Source organism: Anaerotignum sp. (genome assembly GCF_045122575.1).
Taxonomy (GTDB): Bacteria; Bacillota; Clostridia; order Lachnospirales; family Anaerotignaceae; genus Anaerotignum_A.
This window is the reverse complement of record NZ_JBGVHV010000098.1, coordinates 1-12,713: the sequence shown is the minus strand read 5'-3', so window position 1 is coordinate 12,713 and position 12,713 is coordinate 1. Positions and strand designations below refer to the sequence as shown.

At 49.3% G+C, this 12,713-nt stretch carries 16 protein-coding genes and 1 pseudogene; all 17 read left to right on the top strand.

What is annotated here, in order from left to right; translation table 11 throughout:
• A pseudogene (locus tag ACJMLT_RS04380) lies at nucleotides 1-157 on the top strand (electron transfer flavoprotein subunit alpha/FixB family protein); the annotation flags it as partial.
• A gap of 188 nt (nucleotides 158-345) precedes the next feature.
• The gene (locus tag ACJMLT_RS04375; protein WP_405727146.1) at nucleotides 346-1,029 is read left to right on the top strand and encodes a GTP pyrophosphokinase; all 684 of its coding nucleotides are present in this window, start codon (nucleotides 346-348) and stop codon (nucleotides 1,027-1,029) included.
• On the top strand, nucleotides 1,026-2,597 hold the full coding sequence (gene cls, locus ACJMLT_RS04370; RefSeq protein ID WP_405727143.1) for a cardiolipin synthase: 1,572 nt from the start codon (nucleotides 1,026-1,028) through the stop codon (nucleotides 2,595-2,597). Before ACJMLT_RS04375 ends, cls begins: the two co-directional genes overlap by 4 nt.
• A gap of 353 nt (nucleotides 2,598-2,950) precedes the next feature.
• Complete coding sequence (locus tag ACJMLT_RS04365) at nucleotides 2,951-4,117, top strand: LysM peptidoglycan-binding domain-containing protein (protein ID WP_405727140.1); 1,167 nt, start codon at nucleotides 2,951-2,953, stop codon at nucleotides 4,115-4,117.
• 247 nt (nucleotides 4,118-4,364) lie between these two features.
• Complete coding sequence (locus ACJMLT_RS04360) at nucleotides 4,365-4,769, top strand: hypothetical protein (RefSeq protein WP_405727137.1); 405 nt, start codon at nucleotides 4,365-4,367, stop codon at nucleotides 4,767-4,769.
• A complete protein-coding gene (locus ACJMLT_RS04355; RefSeq protein ID WP_405727134.1) occupies nucleotides 4,766-5,236 on the top strand; it encodes a hypothetical protein in 471 nt (156 codons plus the stop codon). The genes ACJMLT_RS04360 and ACJMLT_RS04355 overlap by 4 nt, the downstream gene beginning before the upstream one ends.
• Nucleotides 5,233-6,477, top strand: coding sequence for a PBSX family phage terminase large subunit (locus ACJMLT_RS04350; protein ID WP_405727131.1), 1,245 nt, complete (start codon nucleotides 5,233-5,235; stop codon nucleotides 6,475-6,477). Before ACJMLT_RS04355 ends, ACJMLT_RS04350 begins: the two co-directional genes overlap by 4 nt.
• 19 nt (nucleotides 6,478-6,496) lie before the next feature.
• Entirely contained in the window at nucleotides 6,497-7,939 is a 1,443-nt protein-coding gene (locus ACJMLT_RS04345; RefSeq protein WP_405727128.1) for a phage portal protein, read from the top strand.
• Nucleotides 7,936-8,340 (top strand): phage scaffolding protein, encoded by a 405-nt coding sequence (locus ACJMLT_RS04340; RefSeq protein ID WP_405727125.1) that lies wholly within the window; start codon nucleotides 7,936-7,938, stop codon nucleotides 8,338-8,340. Before ACJMLT_RS04345 ends, ACJMLT_RS04340 begins: the two co-directional genes overlap by 4 nt.
• 16 nt (nucleotides 8,341-8,356) lie before the next feature.
• A complete protein-coding gene (locus tag ACJMLT_RS04335) occupies nucleotides 8,357-9,262 on the top strand; it encodes a hypothetical protein (RefSeq protein WP_405727122.1) in 906 nt (301 codons plus the stop codon).
• A gap of 17 nt (nucleotides 9,263-9,279) precedes the next feature.
• Entirely contained in the window at nucleotides 9,280-9,615 is a 336-nt protein-coding gene (locus ACJMLT_RS04330; protein WP_405727119.1) for a hypothetical protein, read from the top strand.
• A 12-nt stretch (nucleotides 9,616-9,627) separates the two neighbouring features.
• Nucleotides 9,628-9,990, top strand: a complete 363-nt coding sequence (locus tag ACJMLT_RS04325; RefSeq protein WP_405727116.1) for a hypothetical protein — start codon at nucleotides 9,628-9,630, stop codon at nucleotides 9,988-9,990.
• The gene (locus ACJMLT_RS04320) at nucleotides 9,987-10,448 is read left to right on the top strand and encodes a phage tail terminator family protein (protein ID WP_405727113.1); all 462 of its coding nucleotides are present in this window, start codon (nucleotides 9,987-9,989) and stop codon (nucleotides 10,446-10,448) included. Before ACJMLT_RS04325 ends, ACJMLT_RS04320 begins: the two co-directional genes overlap by 4 nt.
• The gene (locus ACJMLT_RS04315; protein ID WP_405727111.1) at nucleotides 10,408-10,572 is read left to right on the top strand and encodes a hypothetical protein; all 165 of its coding nucleotides are present in this window, start codon (nucleotides 10,408-10,410) and stop codon (nucleotides 10,570-10,572) included. The genes ACJMLT_RS04320 and ACJMLT_RS04315 overlap by 41 nt, the downstream gene beginning before the upstream one ends.
• 1 nt (nucleotide 10,573) lies before the next feature.
• A complete protein-coding gene (locus ACJMLT_RS04310; protein ID WP_405727108.1) occupies nucleotides 10,574-11,866 on the top strand; it encodes a phage tail sheath family protein in 1,293 nt (430 codons plus the stop codon).
• A gap of 12 nt (nucleotides 11,867-11,878) precedes the next feature.
• Complete coding sequence (locus ACJMLT_RS04305; protein ID WP_405727105.1) at nucleotides 11,879-12,334, top strand: phage tail tube protein; 456 nt, start codon at nucleotides 11,879-11,881, stop codon at nucleotides 12,332-12,334.
• A gap of 24 nt (nucleotides 12,335-12,358) precedes the next feature.
• The coding region (locus tag ACJMLT_RS04300; RefSeq protein WP_405727102.1) for a phage tail assembly chaperone at nucleotides 12,359-12,713 on the top strand (355 nt) is incomplete at its 3' end.

Below are 12,713 nucleotides of genomic sequence, written 5' to 3'. Positions count from 1 at the left end.
TATGGAAAACTCCGAACTGATCATTGCTATCAACAAAAACGAATCCGCTCCTATCTTCGAAGTAGCTGACCTGGGTATCGTTGGCGACCTGAAAGCAATCCTGCCTAAACTGGCTGACGCTGTAAGAAAATACAAAGCAGCTAAAGCAAACAGCTAATCATAACCGATTGGTTTTTAAGAGCTCCCTTATGGGAGCTCTTTTTTGTTATCTGGAAAGCCGCAGGGATGATTTTTTCTCCAAATGTTAACAATGTTTGAATTTCGAAAGGGACGAATGGACAGGGAAAAGACGGGTATGCTATAATTTTGCTGAATTGGCGAAGAAAAACGCAAGGAGGCGAAGCAATGGAAGTTTTGAAAGAGAGAAAAGAATTTGATCTGAAAGCAATGATGACATCCGAATTTCCCGAAGTGCGACTGGAACAGGCGCAGCCTTTTATGGAACTGATGATGCAATATAGATGTGCGCTGATGGAAGTGGAAACGAAACTGAACGTTCTGAATGCGGAATTTGCCATGAAGAATAATCGAAATCCTTTTGAATCCATCAAGAGCAGAATCAAATCGCCTATAAGTATTCTGGAGAAACTGCACAGAAAGGGATATGAACTTTCGGCAGAAAGCATTGAGAAGAATCTGGCGGATATTGCAGGGATCCGTGTGATCTGTTCTTTCCCCGATGATATTTATGCTACGGCAAAACTGCTGACGCAGCAGGATGATATTACTGTGTTGGAAGTGAAGGATTATATCAAAAATCCGAAGGAAAACGGGTACAGAAGTTTACATCTGATTTTAGAGATTCCGATTTTTCTTTCGGAACAGAAAAAGAACATGAAGGTAGAGGTGCAGTTCAGAACGATCGCAATGGATTTCTGGGCCAGTCTGGAACACAAATTGAAATATAAGAAGAACATTGTGAATCCTGAGGAAATTTCCAAAGAACTGAAAGAGTGCGCAGAGGCCAGCGCTGCCCTTGACCTTCGGATGCAGGCTTTGAGAGACAGAATTGAGGCAGACCAGAAATGAGCATGGAGAACCTGGAAGAAAATAAAATGCTGCAGAGGGGCAAAAGGGAGGCGCTGAAGCTCATATTTGGGCGTACGATGGTGATCGTTCTTCTGTTCCTGATCCAGATCGTTATGATCGGCGCTGTGGTTCGGTATTTTGGTCGGTATATCCCCGTTTTCTTTGGGGGGTATATGCTCTTTGCGCTGGCTATCGTGTTGATCATTATCAACAAGGAAGGCAGCCCGGAAATAAAATTATCATGGAGCATTATCACGATGCTGCTGCCTGTGGTTGGCGGATTATTCTATCTGTTTGTGGAGATGCAGCCGGGATATCGGGTGCTGCAAAGGAGACTGAATCAGATTTACAAACAGACAGAAGATCATGTGCAGCAGGACGCAGCGGTGATAGAGACACTGGCCAGAGCAGACAGAAATACGGCCGGGCTAGCTTCTTATGTGCAGAAGCATGGGAATTTTTCTGTATATCAGAATACGAAGGTGAAATATTTCCCCTTGGGGGAGGATAAATTTGAAGCGATGCTGACGGAACTGGAAAAGGCGGAGAAATTTATCTTTATGGAATATTTTATACTGCGGGAAGGATATATGTGGGGAAAAATCCTTGAGATTCTGGAGAGGAAAGCGGCTGCTGGGGTTGAGGTGCGGGTGATGTATGATGGCACCTGTGCATTGTTTGATCTGCCCTATAAATATCCGCAGGAACTGAAGAAGAAGGGGATACAGTGCAAGATGTATGCGCCGATCCATCCTATTTTATCGACCCATTACAACAATCGCGACCATAGAAAAATTCTGGTCATTGACGGGAAAGTAGGTTTCACCGGCGGGATCAACATCAGTGATGAATATATCAACCGCATAGAAAAGCACGGTCACTGGAAAGATACGGCGGTGATGCTGGAGGGGGATGCGGTGCAGGGTCTGACGATGATGTTTCTGCAGATGTGGCATGTCTCCGAAAAGAATCCGGAATACGGCAGGTACCTGGAAAAGGAAAACAGAGATCTGCAGACAACGGGGTTCGTGATGCCTTATGGGGATAGTCCCTTTGATGATGAACTGATTGGCGAGATGGTATACATGGATATCCTGAATCGGGCGAAAAAATATGTGCACATTATGACACCGTATCTCATTATCGATCAGAGGATGCTGACAGCCTTATGCTTCGCGGCGAAAAGAGGAATCGATGTAAAACTGATCCTGCCCCATGTGCCGGACAAGAAATTTGCCTTTGCGCTGGCGAAAAGCCACTACAGGGAATTGCTGCAGGCAGGGGTGAAGATCTACGAATATACACCGGGATTTGTTCATGCGAAGATATTTGCCAGCGATGATGAAAAGGCAGTGGTGGGTACCATCAATCTGGACTACAGAAGCCTGTACCTGCATTTTGAATGTGCGGCCTTTTTGTATCAGGTGGATGAAATCATCCATATTGAGCAGGATTTTCAGGAGACGCTGGAGAAATGTCAGGAGATCACTTTGGAAAACAGGAAGGAGGGCACGGCACTGCTGCGGCTGGCAGGATGGTTTTTGAAGGTGCTGGCACCTTTAATGTGACGAAAGCGGAGAAAGCCTTCTGCAATAGAAAAAGCATCCAACTGCTTGCAGGATTGGATGCTTTTTCTATTGCAGAAGAAGTTGCGGAGCAACGACATTCGCAAGATTTCGCCTTGCGGAAGATTGCGAATGCTTTCTGATACGATAAAATTTAGATATACCCCCATCCAACTGCTTGCAGGATTGGATTATTTTTCAGACGGTGAAAAGCCGTCTTTTTTTATTGGGGAAAAAAGGCGAAAGTTGCTGAGGAAAAAGGGGAGGGGGCGACAGCGTTTGACAGGATGTGCGGAAGGAATGTGATATCTTTGTAGACACAGGACGAAAGAACACGCGCAAAAGGAGGATGCGGCATGGAATATTATTTTGACGGAGACAGTAATTTATACGACAAGGGAGAAAGAGAATTTAATTCGCCTGCAAGAGTAAAGCAGATGGGCAGTATTGAAGGAAATGTCAAAATTTTTGTAGAGGATTATGTGTATACATATCTTTACCAATATGGCAGAAGCGGCGGAGGAAGGGAAAAACTGGCGGCGCTGATCGGCAGGCATTATGTGGTAAACGGGCAGGAGACGGTGGTTATTTCCGGGGCGATCCAAGGGAAGGGAACAATACAGGAAAACGGCGTGGAACGTTTCAGCGAGGAAACATGGGAATACATCGGTGGACAGATGCAGACCTATTTCAAGGGGATGTCCATTGTGGGATGGGTGCATTGCCAGCCCGGATTCGGCGCTTTTCTGATGGCGAAGGATGAGAGTTTCCATCGGGAATATTTCAAGGAAAAATGGCAGGTGCTGTTTGTTGTGGATACGGTGGACAAGCTGGACGCCTTTTATATTTATAACGAAGAAGGGACAAGCCTGCGGCGGGCCAGAGGGTATTTTATCTATTATGACAGAAACAGGGAAATGCAGGAATACATGCTGGAAAACAGCCTGGTGCGGCCCAAGGAAGTGGAAAGAGAAGAAGAACCGCAGACAGACAGAAGGGCTTTTGTCAGGGAGGAGGAGAAAAAAGAAGGGAGAAGAAAACCAACCCAGGAAGAGCGGATGGATGCGGCGCAGGATATTCGGAGGGTGCTGAAAAAGCGGGAGGCAGCAGCGAAGCAGGCGAAGAAAGAGCATGACCGTTTGCTGGCGGCAGTTAGCTGTGTGCTTTGTATTGTCTGCGTGAGTCTGGGGGTTGCAATGATGCAGAGTCTGGACAGGCTGCGAACCGTGGAGACGGAGCTGATGGCCATGCAGACCAGCTATGAGACACTGGCAGAGGATTTTGAAGGGGTGAAGGTGCAGCAGGTTTTTGCGGTGCAGCAAGCGGAGACGCAGGCAAATACGGTAGAAAGTAACGAAGAAAAGACAAGAAAGTATATCGTGGAGGGCGGAGATAGCTTAGGATATATCAGTAGAAAATTTTATGGGGACAACAGCGGCGTGGCACAGATCATGGACGTGAACGGACTGATGGATGCAGACATGATCTATGAAGGGCAGGTGCTGTGGATCCCTGAGAACTAAACAGAAAAAAGGAAAAGATCTTTGCAGACGAGGCAAACGAAAACCAGAAGAGTTTTCGGGAGGCTGCGGTGCGGAGGTCTTTTTTGTTTTTGGTTGACAAAAAGAGAAGGAAAATGATAGAAATATAAAAAACAAATAAAAGAACATCTGTTCTGAATATATGGGAAAATATGTTCTCGTGGAAGAGAGGAGTGAAAGTTTGGGGAGAAAGGCATATCCGCAAGAGAAGAAAAGCAAAAAGGGAGAAATGAAGGAGAGGCTGCGCCGTTGGGGAACGGCGATGGAAGAATTTAACTGGAAGGAGGAAGAACTGAAGAAGCTGCAGGGGCTGTATGCCATGCAGAAAAAGATATGGGAAAGCAGTGAGACGGAAAAGGCGCGGAAGGAACTGGAACGGATCCAGAAAGAATACGAAACGGAAGCCAGAAGGCTGCGGATGGAGATGGTGGAGATCCTGCGGGAAAAAGCGTGGGTGGATGGCAGACTGCGAAATCTGACGGCCAATGAAATCTGTTTTTTGCAGATGCGGTTTGAAAAGGGATATGGGTTTGATTATATCGGGGTGAAGATGTTTCTGAGCCGAGCGACCCTGTTTCGGATGCAGGACAGGATCTTGGAGAAGATGATGGCAGAGGAAGACGAGACGGAATGAGACTGACCAGAGACGCTGTGAGAGGCGGAAAGGGCTATGATGGGGATGCAGTGGAGAAAGGAGGCGATGCGAATGTGGCAGAGAGAAGGCTGACGGAAGGACAAAAAACATATTGCAGGCTAATGGCCACAGGGATGAAGCCTGTGGATGCGGCCAGAAAAGCGGGGTATCAGAACATTTACGGAACCATCAAGCGGATGCAGAAAAATGAAATGGTACAGAGAGAAATCGCAAGGCTGCAGGGAAAAGAAGAAAAGCCTGAGACACAGAGAGCCGAGGAAGAAACACCGGCAGAGAAAGCGGAGATCCTGAGTTTTCTGACAGAGGTGATGCGGGACAACGCAGATGCTGACCTGAAAACAAGGATGAAGGCGGCGGAACTGCTGGGAAAGCGGGAAAGTTTATTTGAAAAAGGCGGTCAGGAGAAGGAAAACTGCCGTGTGGTCATCGTAGATGATATTCCATGAAAATCAGGGAAACGAGACTGAGCGGATGCATCGGCGAGGGGTTTTACGGACTGCACAGAGATATCCGCAAAGGGGGACATACCCACTACTGGCTGAAGGGCGGCCGAGGCAGCGGGAAATCCTCTTTCATATCCATCGAGATTTTGCTGGGGATCATTGGGGATGAAAATGCCAATGGGGTGGTCATTCGAAAGGTGGCGGCTAACCTGAAGGACAGCGTATTTGAGCAGATGAACTGGGCTATTCGGACTTTGGGTGTGGAGGACGAATGGGAACGGAAGATGAGCCCTCTGGAGCTGGTGCGGAAAGGGACGGGACAGCGGATCTTGTTTCGGGGGTGCGATGACCCAAGAAAATTGAAATCGGTGAAATTTCAGAAGGGATATGCCAAATATATCTGGTATGAGGAAGCCGATGAGTTCAGCGGGATGACGGAGATCCGAAATATGAACCAGAGCCTGATGCGAGGCGGCGAGGAATTTCGGGTATTTTACAGTTTTAATCCGCCCAGACACCAGAGAAGCTGGATCAATCAGGAGACGGCAGAGGTAAGAAGTGATCGGCTGGTGCATCACAGCACCTATCTGGAAATGAAGGTCGAATGGCTGGGGAGTCAGTTTCTGGCAGAGGCAGAATACATACGAAAACGACACCCTCTGACCTACCGGCAGGAATATCTGGGAGAAGTGACGGGGGGCGGCGGAGAAGTATTTCGCAATCTGATCCTGCGGGAGATCACGGATGGAGAGATTGCCTCCTTTGACCGCATCAGCCGTGGACTGGACTGGGGATATGCCGTAGACCCACTGCATTACACGGTAAACCACTACGACAGGACAAGACGACGGCTGTATATCTTTTACGAACTGCGTGCCCAAGGCATGTCGAACCGCAGGCTGGCGGAAGAGATCCGAAAAGAGAACCCCAGGGGGCGTGAGGTCATCTGTGACAGCGCGGAACCAAAATCCATTGCGGAGATGCGGGATTATGGAATCGCGGCTGTGGGGGCAAGGAAAGGGCCTGACAGTGTTTACTATGGGATCAAATGGCTGCAGGATCTGGAAGAAATTATTATTGACCCGAAACGATGCCCGGAGACGGCACGGGAATTTGGCGGATACGAATACGAGGCCGACGGGAGAGGCGGCTGGAAGGCCGCATTTCCTGACAGAGAAAACCATGCCATCGATGCGGTGCGATACAGCAGAGAGGATGATATGCGGCATGTGAGGGTGCGATAAGAGAAAGGAGAAGGGGATTTTGTTTATCACAGAAATGGAGCTCTTGCAGGCAAGGCTGGCGGCGGGGAAACGCCTGAATGACAGCCAGATCCTGAAGGAGATCCTTCAGGAGGACAGGAGCAGTGAAAAGAAAAAAAGAATGGAAGAGGGCGAACGATATTATTGTGGGGGACATGACATCCTGCAGAAGGATTTTCGCAGAAGCCCTGTTTCCGAAACGGGAAAAGACGGGGAGGAAAGCATGCAGATGTTTTTCAACCCCAACCGGAGCAATCACCATTGTGTGAATCCATTCCACCATACGCTGGTGGCGCAGAAAACAGCCTATCTGGTGGGGCGCGAGCCTACGATCACGGTGAAAGGCGGCAACAGAGAGTTTGAAAAGGCACTGACGGAAATGGCCGATGAGAATTTCAACGGGGTGCTGCAGAAATGGCTGATCGGGGCAGCCAACAAAGGGGTGGAATATCTCCATGTATATTATGACGAGGAGGGGAACTTCCGATACTGCATCGTGCCTGCGGAGGAGATCATTGCGGTTTACGACGATGTATATCAGCAGGACATGCGAGAGGTCATCCGTTATTACGACATCAAGGTTCTGGACGGCGGCAGGGAGAAAACGAAACGCCGTGTGGAATGGTGGACAGCGGAGAGTGTGACTTATTACACAGAGGACAGCAATGGCGAATTTCTGCAGGAGAGAGAAAGCGGCCACTGGACGGTGACAGAACTGCTGGATGGGGAAGAAAAAGAAACCATACAGCATGGCTGGGGCAGAGTACCGTTTATCCCTCTGCGGAACAACGATAAGGAAATGACGGATCTGCAGATGGTGAAAGGGCTGATTGATGCCTATGACTATGTGAGCAGCGAAGGGACGAACAATCTGTTGGATCTGGTTGATCTGTACTGGGTGATTCAGGGCTATGGCGGAGAAACAGCCAGCGCAGTGGCGAGGAAGCTGCAGGTGAACAAGGCGGTGCAGATCAGTGACAGCAGCGGCAGCGTAGAAGCGAAGCAGGTGGAACTGCCTGTGGAAGGCAGACTGGACTGGATGAAGATGCTCAGAAAGGATATTTTCCATTTTGGTATGGGCGTGGATACGGACAGCGACAACTGGGGCAGGGCTGCCAGCGGGGTGGCGCTGAAATTCCAATATGCCATGTTTTACCTGAAGATCAACGGCATTATGCCTGAGATCAAAAGGGCCGTTAAAGAATTTTTCCGCTTTGCGGTGGAGGATTGGAACCGAGAGAATGGCACCGACTGGAACTGGAAGGAAATTCAGGTGACACTGAACACCAACGGTATCACTGATGATCTGGAGACGATGCAGATCATCAAAGAAAGCAAGGGCATCGTCAGTGAAAAGACGTTGCTGGGGAAACATCCCTTTGTGGAGGATGTGAACAGCGAGATGGAACAGATGGAAAGAGAAAGAAAGGGGAAACAAGAATGACAGACAAAAAACTGAGAGAACTGGGTGTAGCAGATGCGGTTGTGAGAAAAGCAGTACTGGATGCGCTGGAAGAAGAAAGCGGCGCGGAGAGCGGCCTGCAGGCAGAATATGACAAGGCTATGAGTGAGCTGGAAAATGTGAAAAAACAGGCGGCGGTGGAAAGAGCCATTCTGGAGGCAGGCGGCAAACATGTGAAGGCCATTCTGGCGCTGATCGACATGGATCAGGTGACTTATGACGAAAAAAGGGGTCTGAAAGGGCTGGACATGGAGGAGATCAGAGAGGAAGCACCTTATCTGTTCCATGAAAAGGAAGAACAGAAAAAAGGCACAGGCGTGACAAAAAGCAGTCTGAAGAAAAAGGAAGATGACATCAGAGCAGCGTTCTGGGGTCTGAAATAAGAAGGGGGATAAGAGAATGAATACAATGCAGTTTGCTTCTGTTTTTATGACAGAACTGGATAAACAGCTGGTGGAAAAATCCACAACAGGCTGGATGGAAGATAATGCGAAACAGGTACAGTACAACGGTGGTGCGGAAGTGAAAATTCCCAAGATGACCATGAGCGGTCTGGGGGATTATGACAGAAACAGCGGCTTTGCTCAGGGGGCTGTGGCGGTGACTTACGAAACAAGAACACTGACCCAGGACAGGGGCAGAACCTTCCAGCTGGACGCCATGGATGTGGATGAAACAAACTTTGCGGCAACCGCCGGTGCGGTGATGAGAGAATTTCAGAGCACAAAGGTGATCCCTGAGATCGATGCCTACAGATACAGCAAGATTTACGAACTGGCAGAAGCGGCAGGCAAAACCAATACATATACACCTGCGGCAGATACGATCTTTGAAACACTGATGAATGACATTACTGCAGTGAGAGATACTGCAGGCGAATGTACGGAAATCGTGGTGGCCATGAGTGCGAAGGTTGCCGGTATGCTGGATCTGGCAAAGGGCGGTACCAATGTGCTGCAGAGCGGCTTCTTCGAACAGGGCAAGGCAGAGATCAAGGTGAAGGAAATCGACGGCTGCCCCATCATCCGTGTACCTTCTGCCAGATTTAAAACAGGATATACCTTTATGGACGGCGTGGAACAGGCGGAAGGTGGCTTTGCGGCGGCAGAGGATGCCAAGGACATCAACTGGATCGTGATGGTGAAACAGACACCTGTGGCCATTTCCAAAACAGACGTGACAAGGATTTTTGACCCTATGACAAACCAGAATGCCAATGCGTGGAAGATCGACTACAGAAAATATCACGACCTGTGGATCATGGACAACGGTATGGACGGCGTGCTGGTAAGCGTAAGCGAATAAGGAAAGGCGGCGGAAGGATGAAGGAGAGAATTCTGACAAAACTGACGGAATTAAGAACAGAGGAAACAGACAGCCTTGCCGCCATGGAATTTGCGGCAGAACGCAGTGTGGAAATGATGAAAGCCTACTGTAATCTGGAGAAAGTGCCGGAGGAACTGATGGGGGTCGGCGTGGCACTGGCGGGGAAACTGCTGGACAGCGGCGCGGCTGCGACGCCATCCCGGAAAGCAAAAAGCATCAGAGAGGGGGACGTTTCTGTTACCTTTGCGGAAAGCGGGAGCGGAAGAGAAGAACAGGAGATGCTGAACTACTTTCGGGCGGAACTGGATCGGCACAGAAGGATGGACTGGTAAAGGAGGGGCGGCGTGAAACGAGCATTTGAAAGAGCAAAAAAGGTTGTGGAAAATCTGTTCTGGGACACCTGTTTTGTGGAAATCTTTACAGAAGAAGGCACAGACTGGGGAGAAACGCTGCACCAAAAGGGGGAAGGGGATTCCTTCCCCTGCCGCCTGACGGAAAAAGCGGCGGCCAGCGGCGAAAATGGACTGCTGGCGGAAATGGAAAAGACGGTCATCCTGCTTTACCCTGCGGAAAAGGAGATCCAAGCAGGGAGTGCTGTCCGCGTGCGGAAGGAAAACGGCGAGGAACGGCAGTATTTTGCGGCGGGAGACAGCCAGATTTTCCTGACACATAAGGCGGTTGGGCTGAGAAGGAGAGATGTGGTATGACGGAAGAGATCAGAAAGGCAGTGATACAGGCAATCTCGAAGGAGTACGGACTGCCTGTATATGGGCAGAGAGTGCCGCAGGGAGGCAAACGACCCTGCTTTATGGTGGAACTGACGGAGATGACACAAAAACGCCTGCTGGGGAATCGTGCTGCAAGAAAGGTGACTTTTACGATCCACTATATCTGCGGCGAGGAGAAAACAGCGGCGGCAGAAGGACTGACGCCAGCGGAGGGGCTTTATGAGACATTGCTTATCATCGGGACAGAGGAGAAATTTGCGGCCAGCGGTATGAAGCTGGAAAAAACAGCGGATGGCGTGAAAGTTTCCGTGGAATATGAATATCACATCATTTTTACAGAGGACGAGGCGGAACGGATGCAGCGGCTGGAATACAACGGAAAGGAAGCGGTTGGCTATGAAAAAGAAAGCGACATTCAGCAGGGAACAGCTGAGTAAGAGCAAGACCTTCGGGTATGGGGCTGATCTGGTAAAAGCAGTGCTGGAGGACAGGAGGTACACAAAGGAAGAGGCAAAGAAGGAAATCGAGACATTTTTAACAGGAGAAAGAAAGGGGAATTGAGATGGCATTAGGCGGAGGTACATTTTTGGTACAGAACAAGGTATTGCCCGGGGCATACATCAATTTTGTTTCCAGACCCAGAGTTGTGGGCAGTCTGGGGGAAAGAGGCGTGGTCTGTGTTGGGATGGAACTGGACTGGGGCGCGGCAGGCATGATGGCTGTGGAGGCGGCTGATTTCAGAACGGACAGCAGAAGCCTGTTTGGTTACGACTACCTGAGCGAGGAAATGAAGGACATGCGGGAACTGTTCCTGCATGGGAAAAAGGCACTGATCTACAGATTGAACGGCGGCGAAAAAGCTGCGGCGACTCTGGGAAGCATGACAGTGACTGCAAAATATGCGGGCAAAAGAGGCAATGATATCTGTGTGGCGATCGTGGAAAACGTGGATGAGGAAAATTATTTTGATGTGGAAACATATCTGGACAAAGAACTGGTGGATGCGCAGACTGTGGCAGCCATGGGGGAACTGGAAGATAACGACTATGTGACTTTCAGCAGGGAAGGTACACTGACAGCGGCAGCGGGTACATACCTGACAGGCGGTGCTACAACAGCGGCCACAGGCAGCGGCTATACGGATTTTCTGGCAGCGGCAGAAGCGGAGGATTTCAACGTACTGGCATACAACGGCGAAGATGAAACAACGAAAAAACTCTTTGCTAATTTTACAAAACGCATGAGAGAAGAAGAAGGCGTGAAATTTGTGACAGTGCTGCACGATCATGCAGAAGCGGATCACGAGGGCGTGATTTCCGTGGGGACGGCAAAAGAACTGGTTTACTGGACGGCCGGAGCGACAGCAGGGGCAGAGGTGAACGAAAGCCTGACCAATGCGGTTTATGACGGCGAATACGAAGTGGACGCGAAAATGAAAAAGAGTGAATACATCAAAGGGATTCAGGCGGGGCAGTTTCTGTTTTATGAAGAGGACGGTCAGCTGAGGGTGCTGAGAGACATCAACAGCTTTACTTCTTTTGCAGCGGCAAAGAACAGTGATTTTTCCAGCAACCGTGTGGTGCGTGTGCTGGACAGCATTGCAAACGATGTGGCGAATATTTTCAGCAAATATTATCTGGGGAAACAGAGCAATAATGCCAACGGCAGAAATCTGCTGAAGGCGGAAATTCTGGCTTACCATGAAGAACTGATGAAAATCGAAGCTATTGAGAATTTCACGGCGGATGATCTTACAGTGGAAAAGGGAACGGAAAAACAGGATGTAGTGGTTTATGAAAGCGTACAGCCTGTGGATGCTATGGAAAAATTGTATATGAAAGTGGAAGTTGCATAAGGAGGTGCGAAAATGGGTTATCTGAGAGCGAAGGACACCGTGAATGGTGCGCTGGGCACCTGCTTTGCCATCATTGACGGGAAAAGACAGGAACTGATGCAGGTGAAAAACGTGCAGGCGAAGGTGAAGAAAACAAGAACGACCATTCCTATTCTGGGGCTGACAGCGAAACAGCAGAAAAGCGGCGGCTGGGAAGGCACAGGAACCATGACGGTGTATTATGTGAGCAGTCTGTTCAGAGAAGTGATGGTGGACTACATGAAGAATGGCGTGGATACCTACTTTGAACTGATGCTGACCAACGAAGATCCTACGGGAGAAACGGGCAGACAGACGGTTCTGCTGAAGGATGTGAATATTGAAGAAATGCTGATCGGCAAGCTGGATGTGGAAGAGGCGGCCATGGAGGAAGAAATGAAATTTACCTTTGGCGGTGTGGAACTGTTGGACAAGTTCGACAAAATTTAACGAAAAGAGCTGGGAGGGGATATTTTGGGACAGGAATGTTTTTACAGAGAAAACAGGAAGGACAGGGGAGAAAAAGAAGTTCTTCTGACGGAAAGAACTGCGCAGGATGGCGGGCAGATGCTTTTTTGTATCCGCCCCATGAGCCAAAGGGAGAATGAGGAAATCTGGAAAAGATGCGGCGAGGATGAGAAGAGATATGAAGGGGCAGTGCTGGCGGAAAGCGTGGTTTTTCCTGACCTGAAGGATGCGGCACTGCAGGACAGCTATGGTGTGGTCGGAGCGGAACGGCTGCTGGCAAAGCTTCTGCTGGCGGGAGAATACGACCGACTGCGGATGGCTGTAGAAAGCATCAACGGAGGTGATGGCGGATGTATCGACT